General features: G+C 58.0%; 23 protein-coding genes and 1 pseudogene. 16 read left to right on the top strand and 8 right to left on the bottom strand.

The genetic code is table 11. The features are described from left to right. The first annotated feature begins 94 nt into the window (after nucleotides 1-94). The 3 genes from ACZ9IU_RS03425 (at nucleotide 95) to ACZ9IU_RS03415 (ending at nucleotide 3387) form a co-directional block, all read left to right on the top strand. Nucleotides 95-532, top strand: a complete 438-nt coding sequence (locus ACZ9IU_RS03425) for a hypothetical protein (protein WP_038539647.1) — start codon at nucleotides 95-97, stop codon at nucleotides 530-532. Between the two features lie 295 nt (nucleotides 533-827). Continuing rightward, the gene (locus ACZ9IU_RS03420) at nucleotides 828-1583 is read left to right on the top strand and encodes a glycosyltransferase family 2 protein (protein WP_498956701.1); all 756 of its coding nucleotides are present in this window, start codon (nucleotides 828-830) and stop codon (nucleotides 1581-1583) included. Between the two features lie 181 nt (nucleotides 1584-1764). After that, nucleotides 1765-3387 (top strand): sensor histidine kinase, encoded by a 1623-nt coding sequence (locus tag ACZ9IU_RS03415; protein WP_051899637.1) that lies wholly within the window; start codon nucleotides 1765-1767, stop codon nucleotides 3385-3387. A 25-nt stretch (nucleotides 3388-3412) separates the two neighbouring features. Here ACZ9IU_RS03415 and ACZ9IU_RS03410 read toward each other — a convergent pair whose 3' ends face one another. The 3 genes from ACZ9IU_RS03410 to ACZ9IU_RS03400 form a co-directional block, all read right to left on the bottom strand. Beyond that, on the bottom strand, nucleotides 3413-5536 hold the full coding sequence (locus ACZ9IU_RS03410) for a bifunctional diguanylate cyclase/phosphodiesterase (protein WP_038539645.1): 2124 nt from the start codon (nucleotides 5534-5536) through the stop codon (nucleotides 3413-3415). A 245-nt stretch (nucleotides 5537-5781) separates the two neighbouring features. After that, complete coding sequence (locus ACZ9IU_RS03405; RefSeq protein WP_038539642.1) at nucleotides 5782-6357, bottom strand: cysteine hydrolase family protein; 576 nt, start codon at nucleotides 6355-6357, stop codon at nucleotides 5782-5784. 116 nt (nucleotides 6358-6473) lie between these two features. Continuing rightward, nucleotides 6474-7382, bottom strand: coding sequence for a LysR family transcriptional regulator (locus ACZ9IU_RS03400; protein ID WP_038539639.1), 909 nt, complete (start codon nucleotides 7380-7382; stop codon nucleotides 6474-6476). A gap of 96 nt (nucleotides 7383-7478) precedes the next feature. On the opposite strand from ACZ9IU_RS03400, the gene ACZ9IU_RS03395 reads away from it, so the two are divergent. The 13 genes and pseudogenes from ACZ9IU_RS03395 (at nucleotide 7479) to ACZ9IU_RS03335 (ending at nucleotide 21002) form a co-directional block, all read left to right on the top strand. After that, nucleotides 7479-8357: an aldo/keto reductase family oxidoreductase gene (locus ACZ9IU_RS03395; protein WP_038539636.1), complete on the top strand. Its 879-nt coding sequence runs from the start codon at nucleotides 7479-7481 to the stop codon at nucleotides 8355-8357. A gap of 106 nt (nucleotides 8358-8463) precedes the next feature. After that, entirely contained in the window at nucleotides 8464-9246 is a 783-nt protein-coding gene (locus tag ACZ9IU_RS03390) for a DeoR/GlpR family DNA-binding transcription regulator (protein ID WP_038539633.1), read from the top strand. A 101-nt stretch (nucleotides 9247-9347) separates the two neighbouring features. Further along, a complete protein-coding gene (gene glpD, locus ACZ9IU_RS03385) occupies nucleotides 9348-10862 on the top strand; it encodes a glycerol-3-phosphate dehydrogenase (RefSeq protein ID WP_038539631.1) in 1515 nt (504 codons plus the stop codon). A 40-nt stretch (nucleotides 10863-10902) separates the two neighbouring features. Beyond that, nucleotides 10903-11975: pseudogene (locus tag ACZ9IU_RS03380) on the top strand (ABC transporter ATP-binding protein). 11 nt (nucleotides 11976-11986) lie between these two features. Then, complete coding sequence (locus tag ACZ9IU_RS03375; RefSeq protein WP_038539625.1) at nucleotides 11987-13057, top strand: ABC transporter ATP-binding protein; 1071 nt, start codon at nucleotides 11987-11989, stop codon at nucleotides 13055-13057. 3 nt (nucleotides 13058-13060) lie between these two features. Then, nucleotides 13061-13927 carry a carbohydrate ABC transporter permease gene (locus ACZ9IU_RS03370; RefSeq protein ID WP_038539622.1) on the top strand — a complete coding sequence of 289 codons (867 nt, stop codon included), beginning with the start codon at nucleotides 13061-13063 and terminating at the stop codon, nucleotides 13925-13927. 16 nt (nucleotides 13928-13943) lie between these two features. Next, a complete protein-coding gene (locus ACZ9IU_RS03365) occupies nucleotides 13944-14771 on the top strand; it encodes a carbohydrate ABC transporter permease (protein WP_038539619.1) in 828 nt (275 codons plus the stop codon). 16 nt (nucleotides 14772-14787) lie between these two features. Beyond that, complete coding sequence (locus tag ACZ9IU_RS03360) at nucleotides 14788-15069, top strand: DUF2160 domain-containing protein (protein WP_038539616.1); 282 nt, start codon at nucleotides 14788-14790, stop codon at nucleotides 15067-15069. Nucleotides 15070-15143: 74 nt separating this feature from the next. After that, nucleotides 15144-16874: an ABC transporter substrate-binding protein gene (locus ACZ9IU_RS03355; protein WP_038539613.1), complete on the top strand. Its 1731-nt coding sequence runs from the start codon at nucleotides 15144-15146 to the stop codon at nucleotides 16872-16874. A gap of 1119 nt (nucleotides 16875-17993) precedes the next feature. Beyond that, nucleotides 17994-18872, top strand: a complete 879-nt coding sequence (locus ACZ9IU_RS03350; protein WP_038539609.1) for a tyrosine-type recombinase/integrase — start codon at nucleotides 17994-17996, stop codon at nucleotides 18870-18872. Nucleotides 18873-18948: 76 nt separating this feature from the next. After that, nucleotides 18949-19338 (top strand): hypothetical protein, encoded by a 390-nt coding sequence (locus tag ACZ9IU_RS03345; RefSeq protein ID WP_038539606.1) that lies wholly within the window; start codon nucleotides 18949-18951, stop codon nucleotides 19336-19338. 214 nt (nucleotides 19339-19552) lie between these two features. Continuing rightward, nucleotides 19553-19822: a hypothetical protein gene (locus ACZ9IU_RS03340; protein ID WP_038539603.1), complete on the top strand. Its 270-nt coding sequence runs from the start codon at nucleotides 19553-19555 to the stop codon at nucleotides 19820-19822. A 253-nt stretch (nucleotides 19823-20075) separates the two neighbouring features. Next, on the top strand, nucleotides 20076-21002 hold the full coding sequence (locus tag ACZ9IU_RS03335) for a class I SAM-dependent methyltransferase (RefSeq protein WP_038539600.1): 927 nt from the start codon (nucleotides 20076-20078) through the stop codon (nucleotides 21000-21002). Nucleotides 21003-21080: 78 nt separating this feature from the next. Here ACZ9IU_RS03335 and ACZ9IU_RS03330 read toward each other — a convergent pair whose 3' ends face one another. The 5 genes from ACZ9IU_RS03330 to ACZ9IU_RS03310 form a co-directional block, all read right to left on the bottom strand. Beyond that, the gene (locus ACZ9IU_RS03330) at nucleotides 21081-22988 is read right to left on the bottom strand and encodes an acyltransferase family protein (protein WP_051899636.1); all 1908 of its coding nucleotides are present in this window, start codon (nucleotides 22986-22988) and stop codon (nucleotides 21081-21083) included. A 152-nt stretch (nucleotides 22989-23140) separates the two neighbouring features. Then, complete coding sequence (locus tag ACZ9IU_RS03325; RefSeq protein ID WP_157885061.1) at nucleotides 23141-23470, bottom strand: hypothetical protein; 330 nt, start codon at nucleotides 23468-23470, stop codon at nucleotides 23141-23143. Then, a complete protein-coding gene (locus tag ACZ9IU_RS03320) occupies nucleotides 23454-23906 on the bottom strand; it encodes a hypothetical protein (RefSeq protein ID WP_038539593.1) in 453 nt (150 codons plus the stop codon). Before ACZ9IU_RS03320 ends, ACZ9IU_RS03325 begins: the two co-directional genes overlap by 17 nt. Before the next feature lie 123 nt (nucleotides 23907-24029). Then, a complete protein-coding gene (locus ACZ9IU_RS03315) occupies nucleotides 24030-24311 on the bottom strand; it encodes a hypothetical protein (RefSeq protein WP_038539591.1) in 282 nt (93 codons plus the stop codon). After that, the gene (locus tag ACZ9IU_RS03310) at nucleotides 24311-25474 is read right to left on the bottom strand and encodes an N-acetylmuramidase domain-containing protein (protein WP_065814764.1); all 1164 of its coding nucleotides are present in this window, start codon (nucleotides 25472-25474) and stop codon (nucleotides 24311-24313) included. Before ACZ9IU_RS03310 ends, ACZ9IU_RS03315 begins: the two co-directional genes overlap by 1 nt. Between the last annotated feature and the right edge of the window lie 15 nt (nucleotides 25475-25489).

The raw sequence follows: 25489 nt of genomic DNA, 5'->3' as shown, positions 1-25489 counted from the left end.
GCCGATGGACAATCGTGATTGGACATCAAAAGCGGTCAGGATCAAAATAACGTCTGGGCGACGGGCATCTATTTTGTTCAAATAGGAGGCCGTAATGGAGCAACGTGCAGTCGATCAGCTGAAGACTATCGCCAGGATAAACCGCAGCTATCCCGACTTCCAGATGTCCAGCAGCGAACGGCTCGAACGGTGGGCCGAGATTCTTGAGCTCAACCCCGACCGATCCCTTTCGACATTTCGGGAAACCGAATATCAGCCGGATGAAATAAGGGCCGCCATGCGCGGCGACGGAACGGCGATTGCCGTCGCGTTCGGGGATCCCGTGCTGCGCGCCGCGGGGATGAGAGACGACACCTATGGGGAAGCCAGGCGGTTTTTTGAACTGTCAGACCGACAGATCCACAAACTGGTCTGCTTCTGCCACTTCGGAGCGCATGTGAGCGCAAGCACCGTCGCCCATCAGGTGCGGTCCATCGCCACCCGCAGATCCAGCGGCCCCCTTGCATACCTGGCTTCTTTCTTCAGAAGGTAGCCTTGTCGCTTCGTCAAACACGATCAGACTGCGCCTTGCCGGGCGATTGCCCGATACCTCGGCGTTGCCGCTTGCCGTTGCGGGAACGGCCGAGGGTTGACGCTGCGTCCTGAAAGAACGAGGCGGCCGGTGCGGCCCTTGTCGATCCATTTTGACCGCGGCGGCCACGCGCTGCGAGATAAAGTTTGCGTCGTAACCCACACCGTTGTGGGCGAGAGGACTGCATGTCCCCAGAAGGTGGCGACCTTGCCGCCACTATGGTATTTGGACCGAACTCTAAAGAGCTCCGGTTTCAGTGGGATATGCTGCGTTGGCGAATTTTAGTCTGGATTTGTGCATCGTTGCCGGCAGAAGGCCGGATTTGCTTGAGCAGACATTGGAAAGTTTTTCAAAGCGCTGCTTTGCTCATTTCTCCGTCTCGAATGTCCTCGTCAACATGGATCCGATCTTCGGAACCGAAGAGGATGAGGCCGAGTGCCTGCGGGTCGTCTCGAACTACCTTCCGTCAGCTTCCTTCTTTAGACCCAGCGAGCCTGGATTTGGCGCTGCGGTCAAGCGTCTCTGGTCCAATACGCAGTCGGATTACGTATTCCACCTCGAAGACGACTGGATCGCGCTGACGGATCTCGGCGAGGAGATTTTTGCCCCGTTTGCAGATCCCGCCGTAATGCAGGTATCCTTTCACACGGCTGACCAGAACTGGAGCATCGCGAAAGACGGCCATCTTCACGAGAGAAACGAATATGCACGGTTTCTCGGCATAAAAATCCCGCTGTTTCGGACTTTTCCGAAATTCACGACGTCACCTTCCATTCTTCGCGGTTCTTTCGCCCGGCAGGCTTCCGGCCTGATGGACGCCTCGCGAGATCCGGAAAAACAATTCTATTCCGGCGTCAACGCAGAACTGGAGCGGTTGGCGGGCCCGCATAAGAACTATATTTTTTCTCCCCGGCAGACACCGGTCATCCGTGACACCGGACGAGAATGGAGAGACAACCGCAAGATCAAAAAAGTCATCGAGAATACGACTTCCTATTGGGTCGAGGAATGATTTTGGGTGCCACGACAAACACGTCCTCAGCAATTCGGCATGGGTGAAAAACCGCCATATTCAGGTCTCTCTTCGATTTCTCTTCGGCTAAAACAGCCCCCCTTGGTTTCAGCATTCGGTAACGCTCCGATTGTACATTAGGCACCGATCAAATTACGCGAGTAGATCTGGACCCTTGCGAATGAACCAAGACTCCGCCATCGGACCTGATCTGCACACATCCCATCGCGAACTTTTGGAAGACCTTTTCGAAGGCGCCCCGAGCCCCACGATCATCAAGGACGAAGAGTCACGCTTCCTGTTCCTCAACAGCAAGGCGTGCGAGATGTTCGGCGTCGGCCTCGGCGACATACTTGGCCGCACCGACCGTGACTTCTTGCCTGCAGGCGAAGCCGAACGGATCCGAGAGATGGATGCGGGCGTGCTGGCGACCGGTGAGGAGCGGCTGTTCGAGGAGAAAGTCACCGGTCCGGATGGTTCGGCCCGGACGCTTCTGACGCACAAGCGGCGGTCCTTCGTACCAACGGCTGCGGGGAAGAAGCCGGTTCTGATTGTCGTTATTTCCGACATCACCGAGCTCCGCCATGCAGAGACGGTCCTGCGGGCAAGTGAGGAACATTATCGCTCTCTCATTGAGCTGCATCCCCAGACACCGTGGCTAGCCGACGCGCTGGGGAATGTTGTCGAAGTCGGCCCAGGGTGGCAGAACGCCTCCGGACGGGAAGTCGGCGAAGCCCTGGGGCGCGGGTGGGAGAAGACCTTGCATCCGAAGGACCTGCCTGAGGTCATTGCCAAATGGGGGTCCTCGGTCAAGACCGGCGCACCGTTCGACATGATCTACAGGATCGGGACAGCGAGGGGGCGATATCGGTGGTATCGGAACCGCGCGGCAGCTCGGCTCGATGGCAACGGCGGGGTTGTCCGCTGGTATGGGCTCCTTGAGGACGTCCATGACCGGCAACTTGCCCTCAAGGCGCTTCAGTCCAGCGAGCGGAGACTGCGCCAGCATCGGGACGAGCTCGAAAAGATCGTTCTGGACCGAACGGCGGAAGTTCAGGAAAAGAATATTGAGCTGGATCGCCTTCTCCAGCACGAACGGGGTATCAATGCGCTGCAGCGCCGTTTCGTCGGGATGATATCCCACGAGTTCAGGACGCCTTTGGCCGTGATCGACGGAGCGGCCCAGCGGCTGACGCGGACAAAGACGGCTGTGACCCCGCAGTTCCTGGAGGGCAAGGCCTTGCAAATCAAGGGCGCAGTTGCCCGTATGGTCGAGCTGATGGAAAGCATCCTCGCCGCCGGGCGGTTGGAGACCGGGACCATTGCCATCAACAAACAAGCCAGTTCGCTCAGCGCTATACTTCGTCAATGCATCGCAAGCCGAGCCGAGCTCAGCAAAAGCCACACGATCAGCCACAATCTCGATGCAATTCCAGCGCTGCAGATGATCGACAGGGACGCGATAGAGCGGGTCTTTTCCAATCTGCTGTCGAACGCGGTCAAATATTCACCTGCCGGTTCCAACATTCATGTCAGCGGATGGAAGGACGGTGGGCGCGTGGTTGTCAGCGTCACCGACTCCGGCATCGGCATGGATGCAGACGACCTGCCGAAACTGTTCGAACCCTATTTTCGTGCCCGCAGCGCCACCGGAATCGCGGGAACGGGGATCGGTCTCAATATCGTCAAGGAAATTGTCGAGTTGCATGGTGGGTCGATCTCGGTCCGGAGCATTCTGGGCCGAGGCACGACCTTCACGGTCGATCTGCCGTTCGAAGAAGTCAGGCAACAGCAGTCGGCGTAGGGCTTCGCGTCACGGGAAGAGCCCTTTACGCGGCAATCGATGAAGCAAGCCAGGATACAAGTTCGTCCCGTCCCATGGGTCTGCCCACCAGGTAGCCTTGCAGCTGATCGCAACCGGCAACTCGAAGGGCGTCCGCCTGGTCGGCGGATTCGATGCCTTCCGCCGTGACCGGAATTCCGAGCGCCATAGCCAAGGAGATCGTGGCCGTCAGGACGTTCCGGCCAGTGCTGCCGTCATCCATGGCTTGAACCAGCGAGCGATCGATCTTCATCCGGTCGAACCCGAATTCACGAAGCGTGCCGATACTGGCATAACCTGCGCCAAAATCATCGAGGGCAAACCGGATGCCGGCCGATTTCAGGGCGGTGATGGAGCGCCGCGCCTGCTCAGGGTTCGACATCAGAACCGCTTCGGTGATCTCCAGTGTCAGTCGGGAAGGGTCAAACCCTTCCTCTTCCAGAACGGCGAGCACGTCCCCCGCAAAGTTTGGGTTGCACAGCTGGATCGGAGAGACATTGACCGACAAGGAAAGCGGAGCCCACGCCTTCGACGCCACGATGGACTTTCGAAGCATCTGGAGGCCCAGGATATCGATCAATCCACATTTCTCCGCCAGCGGTATGAAGGCGTCCGGGCCGATTGCTCCTTCGGCGCGCCTCCATCTTGCCAGCGCCTCCACGCCTGTGATGTCTCCGGAGGCAGCCGAAGCCAGGGGCTGGAAGACCGGCTGGATCTCATCCTTCTGAAGTGCGCGCCGAAGCTCACTTTCCAACGCCGCGATCTTCTCGCGCTGGCGGTCAAGATCCGGATGATAGGTGACCGCGCATCCCCTGCCCGTTTCCTTCGCTTCATAAAGGGCCATGTCCGCCCGACGAAGGAGTTCGTGCGCATCCTCCGCGTCGTCACGGGAAGCAACCCCGATGCTCGCCCCGATTTCGATCGTGCGGCCTTCGATGAGAAACGGCTTTTTGAGACGTTCAAGAAGTTCATCGTCAAGTTCGGCAAGGTTGGCGGAACCCAGCTGGATAAGAGCGAATTCATCGCCGCCCAATCGCGCGACACCAGCGGCGTCGGGATGAATATCACGCAGGGCTTCCGCCACCAGCCTGATCAGCTGATCGCCGATCGCATGCCCCCAGGCATCGTTGACGGCCTTGAAGCCGTCGAGATCGATGAGGTGCAAAACCAGCATCTGGCTCTTGTTAGCCTGCATCAGCCGGTCCAGTCCCTCGATCAGACCGAGCCTGTTCAAAAGACCGCTGAGACTATCGTGCGTGGCCTCATGCCGGGCGCGATCGGCCAAACTCTTCAATCGACGCGTTTCCGACCAGCCTGCATACAGAACGCCCACCAAATAAACACCAAGGACTGCGATAGCGGCGGCAATAAAGGGGCGAACCTCATCAAAAATCGTATTCCCGGGAGCGGCACTTGGCCAAGCCAAACGCGCGACTTCAACTCCATCGGCATCCATGAGCGGCGAATTCAGGAGATCGGCTGCCGGACCGTAGGTTATGTGGAGTTCCGGGAGCTGATGATCCTTGGCCATTTCAGCCACGACTTCGGAAGTCAGGGTCTTGAAGAAGCTGAGGACATAGTACTGCGAATCCTCAACCTTCGATCCGAACGGCTGAACCGCCTCCGACGCCACTGCAATGATATCGTCGCCGTTTCTGAAGAAGTTGACGGTAGGGTCCATGCCGGGCCGAGCGGCTGATTCCGTTTGCCCACGAAATTTTGCACCAAGATATTCGTTCGAATCTATTATATCGGCTTTAAGATAGGCGATGCTCTTACCGCCTGCCGGGGCTGTCAGCACGACCCCGTCATAGAGCGCGTAGTCCGCGCTGGTCTTGCCCCAATTCTCATAAGTCCAAGCGTCGCGATCCCCTTGCGCTATCGCCTTGTAGGCCTCGTCCCAAACGGCATTGTCCCGCACCGTTGCTGCAAGTTTCCCCTTGAAGGACGAGACGGCAGCCTCTGCCGCCAATATGGCTCTGTTGTCATCGAGCGCATTTGCGGAACTGCGCATGCGGTCAACGACATGAGCACCCATGCCGCCAAGGATCACGGCGACAAGAAGGAGTAGCGAGGTGGCAATGAAAACGGAGTAGCCTTCACGGCTCTCCTTCGGTCGGCGTGCGAGCATGACAGATCCCAGCTTTATTGAATTGCCCAAGGCTGCAGAAGACGTCATGTCCGCATTGCGCTGCACGGATCCAATAGCATGTACGAATATTAAAAATCGCTAAAGCACTTAGTCAATACCTCGTTAATCTCTCGACAGAGAACTCACCCCGGGTAATGAAATGGGGCAGGCCGCTCGGCATGGCAGGAGGGAGTTCCGCAGAGCGAACTCTCATCCTACGAACATTCCCAAGGCGGGCCAGCACTCTACAGCTCTCGCAGGAACTCTCCGGTGGTTGTAAGGCGCAACTGAACGGAGAAGCGGTCTCCCAGAAGTTCGAGCGATGCATCATGTGTGTCGTCGGCTCCGCTGCAGACGGCATCCTTCAGCACGACCACGCGGTACCCAAGATCGATGGCGCCAAGCGCTGCGGCGAGGACGCAAACGTCGGTCTCGCCCCCGGTCAGGACCACGGTTTCGATACCCTTCTTCAGCAGCATTCGGTGCAGCTCTCCACTTATCCAGGGAGAATAAGTCACCTTGTCAAATATGCCCGCAGGCGGGACAAGGAGCTTCAATGAGGGGATCAGGTCGACAAGGCCCGGATCGAGATGCTCGCGCGTCATCATCCGCCACTTTTCATAATACACACGCCACATCCCCTCCATCGTTTCGGGGCGCGTCGGCGTCACGAACCTGGTAAAGATGGTATTCTCGGGATGGCGGCCGGATAGTTCCTGGATCTGCGGCGATACCTCGCGCATCCAGGGGACGTGCCATGGGGTGTCTTCAGCGAACATCCGCTGCATGTCGACGCAAAGATGAATCCAATTACCAACCATTTCGTTCTCCGCGCCTCCTCAACGCCCGGTAGGAAACGTGGTTCCTGCAGCAGGATCTGATCCCGGCGGATGGAGATTCGACGTCGGCGATTGACGCTAAATACGCGCCCCGCCCGTCACCGTTGATTGGACGAAACCTTAATGAAATCGATGAAGGCCCGCAGCGGCGCCGGTACGAGCCGCCGGCCGGGGTAATAGAGAAATGGACCGGAGAATTGCTGCCACCATGGCTCAAGCACGGGTTCGAGTGAGCCGTTGTCGAGATGGGGCCGCAGCCAGTCCTCGAACAGCGACATGATACCGGTGCCGGCGATCGCTGCATCGACGGCAAGATCGGTTGCCGCACCCACCTGCACGATCAGCGGTCCTGTCGGATCGACCCGCACCACTTCGCCGTCCCGCTCGAATTCCCAGAGTATCATTGCGCCGCTTGCAAAACGCCCGCGGATACAGGCATGGCCAAGCAGATCGCGGGGATGATCGGGGCGGCCATGGCGATCGAGATATGCCGGGGATGCCGCGGCCGCGAAGCGCTGCAGCCGCGGACCGATCGGCACCGCAATCATGTCCTGCTCCAACCGCTCGTCGTAGCGGATGCCGGCGTCGCATCCGGCAGCCAGCACGTCGACGAAATTGTCATCGGCGACGATTTCGAGCCGTATGTCGGGATAGGCCGCGAGGAACGCCGGGATGATCGCCGGGAGCACCAATCGGGCGGCGCTGACCGGTACATTGAGACGCAACGCGCCGGCAGGCTTGTCGCGAAACCTGTTAATGACGTCGAGGGCAGCGTCGACCTCGGTAAGCGCCGGGGTCAGCCGAGCCAGGAGACCTGCCCCTGCCTCCGTCGGCACCACGCTGCGTGTCGTGCGATTGAGGAGCCGCACCCCCAGTTGCGCCTCGACCCGCCGCACCGCCTCGCTCAATCCTGATGCGCTGCTGCCTGTGGCACGCGCGCCCTCGCGAAACCCACCAGCGCGCGCCACCGCCACAAAAGCATTCAGATCACCTAGGTCGATTTTCATCGTTCGAAATTCCGCACGGCCTGTGCCGATTGTACCGGATTTTCGTGCGGCCTCTCAAGGCCTATATCCACATCATCTTGAACAGGAGATATTCCCATGTCGAATATTGATCAGGCAGGCACATTTATCCTCGGCGACCGCAACGTGAAACGGCTCGGCTATGGCGCCATGCAGCTTGCGGGCAAGGGTGTCTTCGGGCCGCCGAAAGATCACGACGCAGCAGTGGCGGTATTGCGCGAAGCGGTTGCGGCTGGGGTCGATCATATCGATACCAGCGATTTTTATGGTCCGCATGTGACCAATCAGATCATCCGGGAGGCGCTTCATCCGTATCCCGATGACCTGGTGATCGTGACCAAAATCGGCGCCGTGCGCGGGGATGACGGTTCATGGAACCCGGCATTTTCAGCCGACCAGCTGACTCAGGCCGTCCACGACAACCTGCGCAATCTTGGTCTCGACGCCATGGACGTCGTCAACCTGCGTATCATGTTCGATGTCCACGGCCCGGCAGAAGGCTCGATCGAAGCGCCCCTGACGGCTCTGGCCGACCTGCAGCGTAAGGGGCTTGTTCGCCATATCGGGCTCAGCAACGTGACCCCGACACAGGTAGCGGAAGGTCAGCGGATCGCCAAGATCGTCTGTGTGCAGAACCAGTATAATCTCGCCCATCGGCAAGACGATGCCATGATCGACGATCTCGCTCGCGATGGTATCGCCTATGTGCCGTTCTTCCCGCTCGGAGGCTTCAGCCCGCTCCAGTCGTCGATCCTGTCGGACGTTGCCCAGCGCCTGGGCGCGACGCCGATGCAGGTCGCACTTGCCTGGTTGCTGCGTCGGGCACCGAATATTCTGCTCATCCCGGGAACCTCGTCCGTGGCCCACCTGCGTGAAAATCTCGCCGCGGCTGAACTGCAGCTGTCGGACGCCGTGATGACGGAACTCGAAGGCGTATCCGGCGCCCGCGCCGACTGAAGACTTCAGACCGCACTCGCATCCGACCCCGAAAAATCGGTCTACGGCCTTTGCCTTCACGCGCGCTTTCGTTAGAAGTGAAAGAAAAGCGAAACGGAGGGGTCGGATGTTTATTACGGACCGCCAGGCGAAGATTGTCGAACGCGCGAAAACTGCGGGGCGGGTCCTCGTCGACGACTTGGCAGCAACGTTTTCGGTAACCTCGCAGACGATCCGCAAAGATCTGAATGATCTATGCGACAAGCAAATTCTGACGCGTATTCACGGGGGCGCCACCCTTCCCCGCAGCAACGAAAATGTCCGTTACGATGCGCGCCGGCAGATCGCGGCGGCGGAAAAGCAGGCGATCGGCGTCGCCGCCGCCAATCTTATTCCGGACAACGCCTCGCTCTTCATCAATATCGGCACCACCACGGAGGCGGTCAGCGAGGCGCTGGTCAATCATCGCGAACTCATGGTGATCACCAATAATATCAACGTTGCCAATAGGTTGCGCATTCTGGACGAAATCGAGGTGGTCATTGCCGGTGGTGTCGTTCGTCAGTCAGACGGTGGCATTGTAGGTGAAGCCGCAGTCGACTTCATCCGCCAGTTCAAGGTCGATTATGCGATTATCGGCGTTTCGGCAATCGATCCGGATGGTGCCCTTCTCGATTATGATTTTCGCGAAGTGAAAGTTGCCCAGGCAATCATCGCCAATGCGAGACACGTAATCCTCGTCGCCGACTCGACAAAATTCGAGCGCACTGCGCCCGTGCGCATCGGACAGATCTCGCAGGTCCAAACCTTTATCACCGACCATTGTCCTTCGCCGTCGATCCGAGATGTATGCCTCGTGAACGGTGTGGCCCTCGTGGAAACTTCGAAAGACGAGGAATTGGATTTATAGCCCCGGAGTTTCATTTGACATTCGGAATGTTTTCGATTTAATCCACTTTAGGTTCACAACGTTTGTGGATTGCTGTCCATTTCGGTTCAGCGAGGGGAATGATGGGCGAGGAAATCCACGATATCTTCGTGATCGGCGGCGGCATCAATGGCTGCGGCATTGCACGTGATGCGGCCGGGCGCGGTTATTCCGTGGCACTTGCGGAGATGGACGATTTTGCCTCGGGCACCTCTTCTGGTGCCACCAAACTCATCCATGGCGGCCTGCGTTATCTCGAACATTACGAATTCAGGCTGGTGCGGGAATCGCTGATGGAGCGCGAAACCCTCTGGGCGATGGCACCGCATATCATCTGGCCGCTGCGCTTCGTCCTGCCATACCACAAGGGCGGTATCCGCCCGGCTTGGCTGATCCGGCTCGGCCTGTTTCTCTACGATCATCTCGGCGGTCGAAAGCTGCTGCCGCCGACGGCCGTGCTCGACATGCGTACCGATCCGGCCGGAAAGCCTCTGAAGCCGCTTTTTACCAAGGCATTCGAATATTCCGACGGCTGGGTCGACGATGCCCGGATGGTGGTGCTGAACGCTCGGGATGCGGCCGATCGCGGCGCTCTGATCCTGCCGCGCACCCGCGTGGTTGCCGCCCGTCGGGAAGGCGGCCTCTGGATGATCGAGACCGTCGGCGCCCGCACGGGAAGGACAGAGACCTACAAGGCCCGCATGCTGGTGAATGCCGCAGGTCCCTGGGTGGATCAGGTAATCCGCGAAGCGCTCGGCGACAATGACGCCCGCCATGTCCGCCTTGTCCAGGGCAGCCATATCGTGGTGAAAAAGAAGTTCGAAGGATCCCGGGCCTATTTCTTTCAGAACCGAGACAATCGCATCATTTTCGCGATCCCTTACGAAAACGACTTCACCCTTATCGGTACGACCGACCGGGACTATTCCGGCAATCCGAGAGACGTGAAAATCTCCGAAGAGGAGACGACCTATCTCTGCAATGCAGCGAGCGAGTATTTTCGGGAGCCGGTGCGGCCGGCGGACATCGTCTGGACCTATTCGGCGGTTCGCCCGCTTTTCGACGACGGTGCCTCAAAGGCGCAGGAAGCAACGCGCGACTATGTGCTGAAGCTCGACGACACCCAGGGCGCGCCGTTGCTCAACGTGTTCGGCGGCAAGCTGACCACCTATCGCCGGCTTTCTGAACATGCGCTCGAGAAGATCGCCGAAGCGATCGGAGCAAAAGGCCGGCCTTGGACGGCGAAAAGCCACCTGCCGGGCGGCGATTTTGCGGTCCAGGGTTACGAGGAAGAAGTAGCGAAACTCAAGGCCCGTTATCCATTTCTGGAGGAACGGCATGCGCGGCGACTGGTGCGCCGGTATGGAACCCGCGCCGGGATGATCCTCGACAGGGCGACCAAGATGGAGGATCTTGGTCACCACTTCGGCGGCGATCTCTACGAGGCCGAGGTCAAATATCTTATCGACCGTGAATGGGCCATGAGTGCGCAGGACGTGCTCTGGAGGAGAACCAAGGACGGTTTGCGGCTAAGCGAAACTGAGAAAGAGTATCTGGAGGAGTACATGGCCGCTATACCGGCAAAAATGGCCGGATAAGCGGCATGTGTTCTCGGTGTGAGGAGGCACGGGAACTCGAATGCTGGAAATGCGCAACGTCGCCAAGATGGTGGGTGGTGAACATCATATCCATCCGGCCAATCTTGCACTGGATCGCGGCTCGCTGAACGTATTGCTTGGCCCGACGCTCTCGGGCAAGACGTCACTCATGCGATTGATGGCTGGACTCGACCGTCCCACCAGCGGCTCCGTGTATTTCGACGGCGCCGACGTCACCGGGGTTGCGGTGCAAAAGCGCAATGTCGCGATGGTCTATCAGCAGTTCATCAATTATCCGGCCCTGACCGTCTACGAGAACATCGCCTCGCCGATGCGGATCGCCGGCAAGGACGCGACGATGATCGACCGGGAAGTCCGCAAGGCGGCAGAATTGCTGAGATTGACGCCTTATCTCGATCGGACGCCGCTTAATCTTTCGGGTGGGCAGCAACAGCGTACGGCGCTTGCCCGCGCCCTCGTCAAGAATGCCAGCCTGGTGCTGATGGACGAGCCGCTGGCCAATCTCGATTACAAACTTCGCGAAGAACTGCGCGAGGAATTGCCGAAGATCTTCGCGCAATCCGGCGCCATCTTCGTTTATGCAACGACCGAACCGTCCGAAGCCTTGCTGCTCGGCGGCAATACGGCCACGCTCTCGGAAGGACGGATCACGCAATTCGGGCCGACGATCGAGGTCTATCGTCGCCCGGCAGACCTCGTGACGGCCAAGACATTTGCCGATCCCCCACTCAATTTCATCGATGTGATCAAGTCTGGCGGCTCATTCCAGTATCAGGGAACAGACAGCCTTGCCGTGCCGTCGCATCTCTCCAGTGTGCCGGACGGTCCGGTGACGATCGCCTTTCATCCCCATCACCTGGGGCTCACGGCGCAGACAAGCAACGCAGCGAGGCTCAAGGCTCAAACGCAGATCTCGGAAATCACCGGCTCCGAAAGCTTCGTGCACATGCACTATAATGGCGTGCGCTGGGTCATGCTCGCTCCCCGGGCATCCACGACATCGACCCGGATACCGAAATCGAGCTCTTCCTGGATACCCGTCATCTGATGGCTTTCGGAACAGACGGCCGCGCCATCGCGGCGGCGGCTTGAAGGAGGGGAACATGGCACGCATCACGCTCGATCACATCCGCCACGCCTACGGTCCCAATCCGAAATCCGACGCGGCCTACGCGCTGCGCGAAGTCGATCACGAATGGGCCGATGGTGGTGCCTATGCTCTGCTCGGCCCCTCCGGTTGCGGCAAGACCACCCTGCTGAACATCATTTCCGGCCTGCTGCAGCCGTCCCACGGACGTATCCTCTTCGATGGAAACGACGTCACCAATCTTTCCACGCAGGAACGCAACATCGCCCAGGTTTTCCAGTTTCCGGTGATCTACGACACGATGACCGTTTACGACAACCTGGCATTTCCCTTGCGCAACCGAGGCATCGCCGAGCCGGATGTCGATCGCCGCGTCCGCGAGATGCTTGACATCATCGATCTCTCCGACTGGTCGAACCGCAAGGCCCAGCGGCTCACGGCCGATCAGAAACAAAAGATTTCGCTCGGGAGAGGTCTCGTCCGCAACGACGTCAACGCGATCCTTTTTGATGAACCCCTGACGGTCATCGATCCGCACATGAAATGGGTGCTCCGCTCCCAGTTGAAGCGCTTCCACAAGCAATTCGGCTTCACCATGGTCTATGTCACCCATGACCAGACGGAGGCGCTCACCTTCGCGGACAAAGTTGTCGTGATGTACGACGGGCAAATCGTTCAGATCGGAACGCCGGCCGAGCTCTTCGAGAGACCGAGCCATACGTTCGTTGGTTATTTCATCGGCTCGCCCGGCATGAACGTGATGCCCGCCGAGGTCCATGGCAGCACGATCACGCTCGGTGGTGAGACAATCGCCCTCGACCATGCACCAAAGATTACTGCTGGAGACCGGGTCGAGCTCGGCATTCGACCAGAATTCATTCGCATCGGCCGGGAGGGAATGCCTGTCACGATAACGCGCATCGAAGATATCGGCCGGCGCAGGATCGTCCGCGCGAGCCTTGCGGGGCAACCGATGGCGATTGTCGTTTCCGAGGATGCGGAGATACCGGCTGAGGCTCGCGTCACCTTCGATCCCGCTGCGCTGAATATCTATGCCAATTCGTGGCGCGTTGGCAGGGAGGCCTGAACCATGGAAAAGACGTGGAACAACAAGGCCTGGTTTCTGGTGCTTCCCGTGCTCCTGCTCGTCGCCTTTTCGGCAGCCATTCCGCTGATGACCGTGGTGAATTATTCGGTCCAGGATACGTTCGGCAACAACGCGTTCTTCTGGGCCGGTACCGACTGGTTCAACGAGATCCTGCATTCCGCCCGTTTCTGGGAAGCGCTGCAGCGCAATCTGCTTTTCTCCTTCATCATCCTTGCGCTCGAAATTCCGCTCGGCATCTTCATTGCTCTGAACATGCCGAAGAAGGGTATCGGCGTTCCGGTCTGCCTGGTGCTGATGGCTCTTCCGCTTCTCATTCCGTGGAACGTCGTCGGCACGATCTGGCAGGTTTTCGGCCGCGTCGATATCGGGCTCCTCGGCCACACGCTGGCGGCGCTCGGCGTGGACTACAATTACGTGCGCGATCCTCTCGATGCCTGGATCACGGTCATCGTCATGGACGTCTGGCACTGGACGAGCCTCGTCGTGCTCTTGTGCTACGCCGGCCTCGTCTCCATTCCGGATGCCTATTATCAGGCGGCCAAGATCGATGGTGCATCCAGGTGGTCGGTGTTCCGCTACATCCAGCTGCCGAAGATGAAGCGGGTGCTGCTGATCGCCGTCCTGTTGCGTTTCATGGATAGTTTCATGATCTATACCGAGCCTTTCGTGGTGACCGGTGGCGGCCCGGGAAACTCGACGACCTTCCTGTCGATCGATCTCGTCAAGACGGCGGTCGGGCAGTTCGACCTCGGGCCGGCCGCCGCCATGTCGATCGTCTACTTCCTCATCATCCTGCTGCTGTCATGGATCTTCTACACCGTGATGACCAGCAGCGACGCAGACACCTGAAGGAGGGAGGAAAACCATGGCAAGGACAATCAAATACAAGCCTGCAGGCAATTTCTCCTGGCTGGTCTCGACGATCTACATCATCTTCCTGCTCCTGCCGATCTACTGGCTCGTCAACATGAGCTTCAAGGAGAATGCCGAGATCACCGGTGCATTCTCGCTCTGGCCGCAGAACCCGACGCTCAGGAACTACATGGTGATCTTCACAGATCCTTCCTGGTACAACGGCTACATCAATTCCATCATCTATGTGGTCCTGAACACCTTGATTTCGGTGCTGGCGGCATTGCCGGCTGCCTATGCCTTTTCGCGCTATCGGTTCCTCGGCGACAAACATCTGTTCTTCTGGCTGCTCACCAATCGCATGGCGCCGCCCGCCGTCTTCGCCCTACCCTTCTTCCAGCTCTATTCCGCCTTCGGTCTCATCGACACGCATATCGCGGTCGCCCTCGCCCATTGCCTGTTCAACGTGCCGCTTGCCGTCTGGATCCTGGAAGGTTTCATGTCGGGCGTACCGAAGGAAATCGACGAGACCGCCTATATCGACGGCTATTCGTTCCCGCGGTTCTTCGTGAAGATCTTCATGCCGCTGATCGCCTCGGGCATCGGGGTCGCCGCCTTCTTCTGCTTCATGTTTTCCTGGGTGGAACTGCTGCTCGCCCGGACGCTGACGACGACTGCCGCCAAGCCCATTTCCGCCATCATGACGCGCACCGTTTCTGCCTCCGGCATGGACTGGGGCGTGCTGGCAGCGGCCGGCGTGCTGACGATCGTTCCTGGCGCCCTCGTCATCTATTTCGTCCGCAACTACATCGCCAAGGGCTTTGCCCTCGGGCGGGTCTGACAAGGAGGAACCACGCATGAACTTTTCATGGATGGCCTGGACGCTTCCCACGGCGCTGTTCTTTCTGACGATCCTCGCCCTGCTCGTCGGCATGAGCGTCTGGGAATATTTTGCGCCGGGCGGTTCGCCCAGGATCGGCATCCTGCGTTTCGAGACGACGCGGGGAGATCGGCTCTTCATCTCGCTGCTCGGCGCGGCATTCATTCATCTTGCATGGCTGGGGCTGATTGGCCCCAACCTGTGGTGGGCTCTTGCCCTTGCAGTGGTCTACGCCATCGGCGTCTTCCGCTTCGTTTAAGGCAAGCTGAAAAGGTGGCGGGAAAACCGCCGCCCGATACGGAAATTGCAATCGCAAAACTCTGGGAGGATAAAATGCGACGGCATCTTATGACAACGACAGCGGCAATGCTGCTGGCTCTGACCGGTTCCGCCTATGCCGGCATGGATGAGGCAAAGCAATTCCTGGACAAAGAAGTCGGCGAACTCTCGACGCTTTCCCGTGCCGAACAAGAAAAGGAAATGCAGTGGTTCATCGATGCGGCGAAACCTTTTGCCGGCATGGACATCAAGGTCGTTTCCGAAACCCTGACGACGCACGAGTATGAATCGAAGGTTCTGGCGCAAGCCTTTGCCGCAATCACCGGCATCAAGGTCAGCCACGACCTGATCGGCGAAGGCGACGTCGTCGAAAAGCTGCAAACGCAGATGCAGTCGGGCGAGAACATCTACGACGCCTATGTCAACGACTCCGACCTGATCGGCACGCATTGGCGTTATCAGCAGGCCCGCTCGCTCACCGACTGGATGGCGGGAGAAGGCAAGGACGTCACCAATCCCGGCCTCGATCTTGAGGACTTCATCGGCCTCAAGTTCACCACGGCGCCGGACAAGAAACTCTACCAGCTGCCGGACCAGCAGTTCGCGAACCTCTACTGGTTCCGCTACGACTGGTTCAACGACGAGAAGAACAAGGCCGATTTCAAGGCGAAATACGGCTACGATCTTGGTGTTCCGGTGAACTGGTCCGCCTATGAGGACATTGCCGCCTTCTTCACCGGCCGCGAGGTTGGCGGCAAGAAGGTCTATGGTCACATGGACTACGGCAAGAAGGACCCCTCGCTCGGATGGCGCTTCACCGATGCGTGGCTGTCCATGGCGGGCAACGGCGACAAAGGCCTGCCGAACGGCCTGCCCGTCGACGAATGGGGTATCAAGGTCGACGAGAAATCCCGTCCGGTCGGCTCCTGCGTCGCGCGCGGCGGCGATACGAACGGCCCGGCCGCCGTCTACTCCATCCAGAAATACCTCGACTGGCTGAAGGCCTACGCCCCCGCCGCCGCCCAGGGCATGACCTTCTCGGAATCCGGACCGGTGCCGGCCCAGGGCGAGATTGCCCAGCAGATGTTCATGTACACGGCCTTCACCGCCGACATGGTCAAGGCAGGCCTGCCTGTCATGAACCAGGACGGCACGCCGAAATGGCGTTTCGCACCGTCTCCGCACGGGGTCTACTGGAAGGACGGCATGAAGCTCGGCTATCAGGACGTCGGCTCCTGGACGCTGATGAAGTCCACGCCCACCAACCGCGCCAAGGCGGCCTGGCTCTATGCCCAGTTCGTCACCTCGAAGACGGTGGACGTCAAGAAGAGCCATGTCGGCCTGACATTGATCCGCGAGAGCACCATCCGCCACAAGAGCTTCACGGATCGCGCGCCTAAACTCGGTGGTCTGATCGAGTTCTACCGTTCCCCGGCCCGCGTCCAGTGGTCGCCGACCGGCACGAACGTGCCTGACTATCCGAAGCTCGCGCAGCTCTGGTGGCAGGCAATCGGCGATGCGTCGTCGGGCGCCAAGACCGCCCAGGCGGCCATGGACTCGCTTTGCTCCGAGCAGGAAAAGGTCCTGCAGCGCCTGGAGCGCGCCAAGGTCCAGGGCGACATCGGACCGAAGCTCGCCGAGGAACACGATCTCGCATACTGGAACAAGGATGCCGCCGCGAAAGGCAACCTCGCTCCGCAGCTCAAGATCGCAGCCGAGAAGGAAAAGCCCGTTACCGTCAACTACGACGAACTCGTAAAGAGCTGGGCTGACACCAAGAAGTAAGCCGGTTCGCCGGGCGCTCAAGGCGCCCGGCGACCACCGACTGCAAAGTCTCCGCTAGCCACTGCTCCCGAGGAGCCAAGATAAGGTGCCTGCCACCGCGTATTTCCCAACCGCTCCTTCCGGAACGCTGTTCGGCTAAGTAAACAGCGTTTTAATCAACCGCATCAACAGAGCAAAGGACACCCGACAAAGGGATTGGCTCGATTCTCTCGTTATCCAAGTCAAATCGCCAGGCGTCGGTAATATTTCTTGATTCGAAGGAATTATCGGGTTGTTTGACAAACTTACCCACCGCCGTCGTGGGATAGTTCGGAAAATTATCCGACGCGCAGATTATTGGCGGAAATATTCTATATCCGCGCTTCAATTTTGATACAGTGGCTTGGTCCACTACCTTCCAAGTAGAATCGCGTCCGTTCCCCGCTATCTTCCGTTTCAGCAATATAAAATAGCTCTCACCGCATCTTAGCGTGGTTGTGATATAAATTGGTTTTCCTTGCTGCTCATCTCGAAGAGTTGTCAGAAGCATTCCATCTACATCCTTGCAACCGGACGGATCGGGAGGGGCAATCATCCCCCTCATATCGCTCATCTCTGCCCAGGCGGATGGTATGACGATGCCGACAAAGATAAGGACCACGAGGTAAAGATGTCGCCTCACTGGAATAGGCTCCTTGCACAATCGAAATGTAAAAGCGCATAATCGCTAACTTAATTTCGAGACTCCCGTCGCTACGGAATGCGCCGCAATTGTCATAGAACCTGCATCGTCGTCATTCTGCTACTTATGCGCGTACATTCTCGTCGTCAAGATGGCAAACCTTGGTGGTCGCTTTTGTTCTTTATTTCTCTTCGAACGGCGGCGTTTCTTCCCAGTTTACTCGATGCCGTCCCTGTGGGTGGGGCAGAGAAGGCGCGACAGGCGTCCAACCTTGGTCTACTTCGCAGGAAGAGTGAGCTGGAGCGGGTGAAGGGAATCGAACCCTCGTATTCAGCTTGGGAAGCTTCGAGAACAAGAAGACATATCAACGTGGCGTTTCACTGAAACTTAGCCTCGCCGGGGACCACCCGGCGAGGCTTTTGTCACGTTTTTATAGGTTCTTTTTTGATGGAGCATTCATGGATATGCCGATCCGGACGGCGGTTGCGCCGCCTCCCGCACATCCCGGAACACTCGTCCGCACCTTCGCGGAAGCCGCAGCCAGCTACATCGAGCACGGCGGTCAGGCGCAATATCTAGGAAGGATCGTCGACCGCATAGGCGACAGGGCCATGACCGAGATCTTCCCCTTCGACGTCAAGCATCTCGCGAACCAGCTCTATCCGGCGCACCAGAATTCGACTCGGAACCGCTGCGTCATCACTCCCGTTCGCGCCGTAGTTTACCATGCCTACGATCGAGGCTGGGGGCCAGCAATCCGACTGCGCAATCTGAAGGAAGATCCACCGAAACGAAAGAAGGCCGCATCGCAGCCTTGGCTGCATGCATTCGTGCGTCAGTGCGCCAAAGACGAGCTGCCGCACCTGGCAGCGCTCGTGCTGTTCATGAGCCAGACAGGCGCCAGAGTGTCCGAAGCTGTCGCCCTCCAATGGGGCGAGGTCGATCTTTTGAACAGGACGGCGTTGCTGCTGAAGACAAAGACCGGAGCAAACTCGACGAGGTTCCTGACCGATCAGCTGATCAGCCGCCTATACGATCTGAAGAAGGGATCGGCACCAAGCGATCCTGTCTTCCGCTACCACAATCGGCATGCGGTCAATGAACGCATCGAGGCAGTTTGCCGCCGCGCGGATATCCCGTACAAGCCTTCGCACACCTGCGGCCGGCATGCCTTTGCCAATATAGCGCTTTCGATGGGCCTAGATATCAAGACGACGATGGATGCCGGCGGGTGGAAAAGCATTGCTGTGTTCCTCGGCACCTATGCCAACCCGCGCAACGCCGGCCGAGCCGTCGCCGAGCGTTTCAACGTCTATCAATACGACGCTGATCTTTGAGCCGGATAAACGGTGCCCATTGCGAGCAATTTTAGTTCGTGGCACAACCATGTCTTTTAAAACATGGAGGACCAGAATGCGCCAAACCTTTGAGGCTAATACCCAATACAACGACTTCGTCGGGTCCGTTGCGGCCGACCGCAGCGACGTGAAGTCAATCGAAGATCTGTTGCGAGCGCGCCAGCTAATTGGCAACAATGAACAGGTCGTGGGGTTCGAGATCGTATTTAACGAAAACGACGGGCGGCCCATGCCAGATCCTGGCATCGTAGTTTTTCTGGCTAAGGGTCAGGGCATCGATGATGTGGCGCGTCGAAAAGAATCAGACGGGGTATTCAAGGTCCGCTTGGTTGAAGTGTTCGATCTGCCAATAGCTGACTTTTTCGCATTCTTTAAACGCTTCAAAGTCATGTTCGCGAACAAGTCCCTGAAGCTTCACGGGACCGAATTCGAAGAGGTGGATTGATTTGCCGTCAGCTTGGGAAGCTCGCCCCATTCCTTTGTTTTCCGCCGCTTGGCTGTAAAATCACGCGTTTCGCGTCGGAAAAAGCTGAGTGTGCTCAGTTGGGCGGTAAAATTTTTGGTGGCTTGACGCGGCCAAGATCCTGCGCCATTTCATCTGCGGGGCATAAATCAAACACGACCGATGCGGCCGGTCTCGAACACGAGAGCGATTCCGCATGCCCAGATTTATCGAGCGAATACCTACGGGTGGCTACGGCTATCTGTCCACCGTCCCCGATCACATGATCCTGATGGCCGAATGTCTAGCATGCGGAGTGCAGAGGGAGATGGAGCGCGAACGCTTGAAAAAGGCTGTGCGCGGGCTGGAGGGCATCCGCGAGATGGGGACGCGACTGCGGTGCGAGGCGTGCGGCGAGAAGAACGCCAAGCTGATGACGGGATATTACGCGCGGGCCGAAAACGAAAAAAGCCCCGCGGCCGGTTAAAGCTACGAGGCTAGAATCGCGTCCGCTGCGTCAGGAAATCAAGCCGCTGGCTTCGTCCGGTCGTCTTCACGCTCTTGCTGTTCGGCTTGCAGAAGATCTACTAAGGCCAGCCGGATACCCTCAATTTTTTCACTGTCAGAGGAGCCCTTAATAGAATAGAGGGACTTTAGAGCTGACGAGATCGAATCGTCCCGCGACCTTGGCTGTAGTGGTGGCATCGTAGTCTCCGATCTGAGCAAATGTGAGAGTCACTATGGTGTCTGAAAGTTTCAATCAACTACTAAATGTATTCTGGCTCCGTCCTGAGACCGCCTTATGGCGATACCTTGATATCGCCGCGATGAGGGGCTTCCGCTTCGAAGGAAGGTCGCTCGATTTTGGGTGCGGGGATGGCTTGTTTTCATTTATCCGAGCAGGAGGCCAGTTCTCCCCCAGCTTCGATGCCTTCCAGAAAACCGACAAGCTTGACCAGTTCTATGCCAAAGCAGACGTCTTTGACGCCTACGATAGCAGCTATTCGCCGCTCGTTTCCCAAGCGCCCGAATACACCATCAGCGTTGGGTTTGACCATAAAGCGAACCTTCTGAGCAAGGCGTCCGCGCTGGGTCTCTACGGCGAGACAGTCGAAGGAGACGGCAATTCTCCACTGCCGTTCGCCGACGAAGAGTTCCAGTCCATTTTTTCCAACATCGTTTATTGGCTCGATGAGCCAGCCGCAGTTTTTGCGGAGTTGAGCAGGGTCCTGAAGCCGGGCGGAAAAATCTGCTTGATGCTCCCGAACTCCACGTTGCCGGAATACAGTTTCTATAACTCGCTTTTCGGAAAGACCGGCGACCAGCAATGGCAGTGGCTCGATCTAATTGATCGAGGAAGACTCTCTGACAACATTCGGCAGGCTAAGACAGATGATCAATGGCGAGCGCTGTTTGAAGCGGCCGGCCTATTTGTTGCGGAGCACAAGCAGCACCTCCCCAAGCCGATCATCCAAGCGTGGGACATCGGTTTTCGGCCCATGTTCCCCGCGCTCATGAAGATGGTTGATGCCGTTCGCCCCGACCAGCGCGATGAGGTAAAGGCGGAATGGGTGAAGACACTAAAGATGTTCGCCGAACCGCTATCCCACGTCGGCAATGCGGATGACAAGGCCAACGCTTTCCACTGCTACGTTCTCAGCAAGTAAAAGCGCGCTTGATCATTTTCCGTAGGAGAGGCCGCCCGACAACGGCCTCGCCTACGGGCAGGCGGTTGCGCGTGCGGATCAAGGCTTTTGCGGCTGTTTCGAAAGGGCAAAATCCTCGAACAGCGTCGTCGAACCAAGCGGAGACAGATGTCCCGCATCAAAGTAGTAGAACTCACCATTGCGCGCGACCATGCAGTGTCGCTCATCATCTCTTTTGCAGAGATAGGTCGTTGGGTCGCGGAACGTATAGCCGTAGTTTTTAGCTTCATCCGCCAGGATCGTGTTTGCGGAGGCGACCTCTTCCGCCTTCAGATACACTTCCCCAACATTCCTGATGCGCTGCCTCACCATAAGGGATTGCGGCGGAAGGGGAAACTCAGGGGTATCTCCTATCACGACGATCTCAGCGTTCGTCGCCTTGAGAACATCGAAAAGCGCGCGGACTGATAGCGCGAACGACGAGGTGCCACTATCGGTTAGAACTCCGATCCAGCGAGATGACACGATGATGATGTCGCTTGGCCGGATCTGTGGCGCTATCTTTTCAATAAACACGCGATAGAAATCTTTGCACCTGGCCGAGTTCTTGGGGTAGTCGACTGCTCGGCAGCTCGTTCCAGTCCACTGCTGCACGAAAAAATCGTCACTCACAAAAGCCCGCTTCACGCCGGCCATCCAATGCGCAGCCTTCGAATCTCCGAAAACAATCACCCGCCTTTTTGGAGTGTCCGACACGCATTGGTTGGTAAGGAGGGCGTCGACGGTCTGTTCGTAATCTATGAAGCAATGGCCGAGGTCGTAACTTCTAAGATTTTCCCTGAGGGGTGTTTCACCCGAGCGCAATAAAGCGATCTGCTCCAGCGAATACCGTTCATAGAATCCGCTCTTCCATACACCAAGAAAGCTGACGCCAACGAAAATCAGCAGAGGAACCCCTGTACTCCACGCCAGGGTGGCCAACGGAATACGCCGACCGTCCCGAAAAGGTTTTTCGATAAACTTGGCAGATAGAAAGCCGAGAACCAGCGACACCCCTGCCATCAGCAGCAGCACTGCGAGACTGGGTTCATTTGCGTAGAAGTAGCGAGTGAAGACGAAGATCGGGTTGTGCCACAGATATGCACCATAGCTCGATGTCCCGAGCACGACGAGGAACCGGGATCGCAGTAGCCGCCCGAAGTACGTCGCTTCGTCAGCGAAGACGAGAATAAGGACGGAACCCAAAGTCGGGATCAGCGCCCAGAGCCCGGGAAAAGGCGTCGAGTGATCGAAATGGAAAATCGAGAAGACAATTAGCGACAGCCCTGCCCAGCAAAACACTTCTTTGGCCAGGTCCTTCCCGGGACGCGGACCCTCTGCGAACATGACCGCAGTAAAAGCGCCTAGGCCTAATTCCCATGCGCGGTATTTGATGATGAAGAACGCCGCTTCCGCCCTAGTCGTGTTCCGTGTCTCTGCGTAGTATAAGCTCACACAAATCCCGACGGCTAAAAACACTAGGACCTTGTGGCGCCCAAATTTAGACAGCAACACAAGCGCAATCGGGAACACCAGATAGAATTGCTCTTCCACCGACAGGCTCCATACGTGGAGCAAGGGCTTCAACTCGGAGGCCGTTTCGAAGTATCCCGCCTCTCCTCGAAAAAATATATTTGCAGAGAAGACGCAGGAATAAATCAGGCTCCAATAGAAAGAGACGAGTTCCGCTGGTAGCAAGAATACCCAAGTTAGGATCATACAAAACAACAGAACAACGATGAATGCAGGCGCAATCCTACGAAATCTGCGCTCATAGAACCTTAGAAACGAGAAATCACCGGAAAGAACCTCTTTCATGATAATCCCGGTGATCAAATAACCGCTTATGACAAAGAAAACGTCGACGCCGACAAATCCGCCGCTGAACCAGCTAAGGCCGGCATGAAACAAAATTACTGGAACCACCGCAATTGCGCGCAGGCCGTCGATCTCTGGCCGATATCTCAAAGCCTATCCCTTCCGAAATCTTGGACACCAGCTACACGCCAAAGCTCTTACAGGGGATCTCAACCGATCGCTACAACGACGCCCATTTGGTGCGGTCGAATGTTAATCAAGGATAGGGTCTGTTAGAAAATTTCCACTAAATCGACGGCCGATCAAGCTTGCCGGCGGATCTCGCGGTGGATGCGAAGCTCTTCTCGGAATCTTCCAAGCTCATCCGCCAGGTGATCGTTCTGGCGGGTCATCTCTTCGCCGACGAAAATCATCCTGTTCATTGCTGCCGTGTGGGCCTCAAGCGCCGCCGTGGCCTTGTTGAGCGCCGTCGGATCGACGATCACCGCCGCCACCTGGGCGGACGCTGCCGACGACGCCGGCGCGTGCTGCTGCCCCTGCCAGAGGCCGAAATACCGTACCCCGAATATGACTGCCAGAACGGCGCCGAAGGTGACCAGCGCCGGCATTGGGAGATTACCTAGTTGTTCCATTCCTGATCTCTCCCTCGTCGTGTGCCGCACGGTGAATGTTGACCAGCTCGCCAACCGCAAACAGCGGGTAGATGGCGAGCCATGTCGAGACGACATCCGAGGAAGTAAATCCGTATGTGATGCCTGCCCAGATAAAGCAGCCGACGCCGGCTGATATCTGCCTGATTTGCGGTGTGACCTTTTTTCTTGCCCCGTTGATGATCAGCCCCACGATCCGCAGGACACCCACAAAGAACATGATCCACCCAAGACGCTGCTCGGAGTGGAAGAGGTCCCGGAACGACGACCATGCCGGCTGATTGAACGTTTCAGTGGGCAGAAGCAGGATGCATCCGAACAGGATCATATGGCCGGCCATGAACCATTCCATCATGCGCGGGCCGAAGCGGTGTTGGATGCGGATCCAGATGCCCGGCCCCATGTAGCCGTCGCTCATTTGCGGCACCCGGGATCTTTCCGGCATTGCTGGTTATTGGAGGAGATGGCGGGGCCGGCCAAAGGGTCTTGAGAGGCTGCGAGGGCTGTCGCAGGCGTCGAAAACCGCACGAATTGGTATCCGCTACCGTTCGTCGCAGGAACTGATTGGCAACTTGCTATCCCGCATGAAAGCGAGACAGCGATCGCGATCCGAAAGATTGCGGAAATTCGCATTGTTTTTCTCCAGGTTCTGAACACGATCGAGGGCCTCTTTTGCTGATTGAGCCGCGAGCACCTGTCTCTCGTTCGTCGCCCCCATCCAGCGCGCGGGGTAGTACATCGCCGCCGCACCGACTGCGAAGCAGAGCACGGCTATGACGGGCAGCTTGATCACGTCAGGGATGAGCTTTGAAATCAGGTCCATCACCGGCGCTCCCCTGCCTGAAATGCCTCGATGCCCTTCAACTCGCCGCGGCGGGCGATCATCATGATCGCGACGAGGACCAGGGCGCCGCAGCCGAGCCATGCCCACGAAGGAATGTCGCTGAACATCTCCTTCCACGGGCTGATGAAGGACCTAACACCTTCGGCCTTGCTGGCGAGATCGGTTACCGAGCCGGTCGCCAAGGTCCCGGCCAAAGTCCCGGCCCCGACCTTCGTTAGGAAGTTGGACTGCACCTCGGGAACAGCCTGGCGCACAGCGGCCGGTTCGGCATCGTTCCGCGGCAGGCTACGCGGGCTGGCGCCGTCGAGCGCCTGCAACAAGGCGTCGTCGATGACGTCGGAGACCGGGAGATCGTTTTCGTTGCGGAATGCGAGGATAGCCGTTTTCGTCAGCTTGCCCATCTTACCATCGGGATTGCCCACTTCGGTATAGCCGAGCTCCTTCAGTCGCTCCTGTACGACGCGCACCGTCGTGCGATCGGTTTTGCCGGACGCCGTGTCGACATTGGTCGAAGCCTTGTTAGCGCCAGCGCTGAACGGGGTGTCCCTGACCTTCGCCCACTTCGCATAGGCGGCTGCCATCTTCGTATCGTACTTGTTCTTGCGGTAGCCAGGACCGTTCCAGACCCGCGCGACGACCGCCCATGCATGCGCCTTCAGATCGTCGGCGATGCCCATGTGCTTGAGCAGGGAGACCGTCGCGGCGAGATGGTTCTCCTCATCCGCCATAAAAGCCAGCACCATAGCCTGGGGCGTCGCATAACCTGCCCCTTTGCAGTTCTCGCCAAGGATCTGTGTCAGGCCCCATGAGGTGGCCTTGATCGCCGCGGTCTCGTCGATCGCCATCGCCATGATGAGGCGCGGGTAGCTGTCCTTCGGGTAGGGCTTTTCGCCCCAGCTCGAATATGCCAGCCCCTGCTTGACCGCCTCGTCTCGCTTCTTGCCGGTGAGGTTGCGGTAAAAGACGTGCGGCTCGAACAGGATTTTCGGACGACCTTGGCCGTCGAAACCAGACCCGGCCGCCTCGACGTCCATGAAGGCGTGGATTTCGTCTTCTCCCACGCCGATCTCGGAACCGATGCGCGGAATGTCGATATCGTCCAGGCGCACGGCCGCGCCCTTGAAACCGTTAAACTCGGTCATGGGAGGTGATGTCCT

The sequence above is a fragment of the Mesorhizobium sp. USDA 4132 genome (assembly GCF_056279545.1).
This window is presented reverse-complemented; position numbering and strand designations above follow the sequence as displayed.

What these genes read in the sequence shown, in the direction of transcription:
- ACZ9IU_RS03425 (WP_038539647.1), top strand. Translation starts at nt 95, where the DNA reads ATGGAGCAACGTGCAGTCGATCAGCTGAAGACTATCGCCAGGATAAAC.
- ACZ9IU_RS03415 (WP_051899637.1), top strand. Translation starts at nt 1,765, where the DNA reads ATGAACCAAGACTCCGCCATCGGACCTGATCTGCACACATCCCATCGC.
- ACZ9IU_RS03410 (WP_038539645.1), bottom strand. Translation starts at nt 5,536, where the DNA reads ATGCTCGCACGCCGACCGAAGGAGAGCCGTGAAGGCTACTCCGTTTTC.
- ACZ9IU_RS03405 (WP_038539642.1), bottom strand. Translation starts at nt 6,357, where the DNA reads ATGGTTGGTAATTGGATTCATCTTTGCGTCGACATGCAGCGGATGTTC.
- ACZ9IU_RS03400 (WP_038539639.1), bottom strand. Translation starts at nt 7,382, where the DNA reads ATGAAAATCGACCTAGGTGATCTGAATGCTTTTGTGGCGGTGGCGCGC.
- ACZ9IU_RS03395 (WP_038539636.1), top strand. Translation starts at nt 7,479, where the DNA reads ATGTCGAATATTGATCAGGCAGGCACATTTATCCTCGGCGACCGCAAC.
- ACZ9IU_RS03390 (WP_038539633.1), top strand. Translation starts at nt 8,464, where the DNA reads ATGTTTATTACGGACCGCCAGGCGAAGATTGTCGAACGCGCGAAAACT.
- glpD (WP_038539631.1), top strand. Translation starts at nt 9,348, where the DNA reads ATGGGCGAGGAAATCCACGATATCTTCGTGATCGGCGGCGGCATCAAT.
- ACZ9IU_RS03375 (WP_038539625.1), top strand. Translation starts at nt 11,987, where the DNA reads ATGGCACGCATCACGCTCGATCACATCCGCCACGCCTACGGTCCCAAT.
- ACZ9IU_RS03370 (WP_038539622.1), top strand. Translation starts at nt 13,061, where the DNA reads ATGGAAAAGACGTGGAACAACAAGGCCTGGTTTCTGGTGCTTCCCGTG.
- ACZ9IU_RS03365 (WP_038539619.1), top strand. Translation starts at nt 13,944, where the DNA reads ATGGCAAGGACAATCAAATACAAGCCTGCAGGCAATTTCTCCTGGCTG.
- ACZ9IU_RS03360 (WP_038539616.1), top strand. Translation starts at nt 14,788, where the DNA reads ATGAACTTTTCATGGATGGCCTGGACGCTTCCCACGGCGCTGTTCTTT.
- ACZ9IU_RS03355 (WP_038539613.1), top strand. Translation starts at nt 15,144, where the DNA reads ATGCGACGGCATCTTATGACAACGACAGCGGCAATGCTGCTGGCTCTG.
- ACZ9IU_RS03350 (WP_038539609.1), top strand. Translation starts at nt 17,994, where the DNA reads ATGGATATGCCGATCCGGACGGCGGTTGCGCCGCCTCCCGCACATCCC.
- ACZ9IU_RS03345 (WP_038539606.1), top strand. Translation starts at nt 18,949, where the DNA reads ATGCGCCAAACCTTTGAGGCTAATACCCAATACAACGACTTCGTCGGG.
- ACZ9IU_RS03340 (WP_038539603.1), top strand. Translation starts at nt 19,553, where the DNA reads ATGCCCAGATTTATCGAGCGAATACCTACGGGTGGCTACGGCTATCTG.
- ACZ9IU_RS03335 (WP_038539600.1), top strand. Translation starts at nt 20,076, where the DNA reads ATGGTGTCTGAAAGTTTCAATCAACTACTAAATGTATTCTGGCTCCGT.
- ACZ9IU_RS03325 (WP_157885061.1), bottom strand. Translation starts at nt 23,470, where the DNA reads ATGGAACAACTAGGTAATCTCCCAATGCCGGCGCTGGTCACCTTCGGC.
- ACZ9IU_RS03320 (WP_038539593.1), bottom strand. Translation starts at nt 23,906, where the DNA reads ATGAGCGACGGCTACATGGGGCCGGGCATCTGGATCCGCATCCAACAC.
- ACZ9IU_RS03315 (WP_038539591.1), bottom strand. Translation starts at nt 24,311, where the DNA reads ATGGACCTGATTTCAAAGCTCATCCCTGACGTGATCAAGCTGCCCGTC.
- ACZ9IU_RS03310 (WP_065814764.1), bottom strand. Translation starts at nt 25,474, where the DNA reads ATGACCGAGTTTAACGGTTTCAAGGGCGCGGCCGTGCGCCTGGACGAT.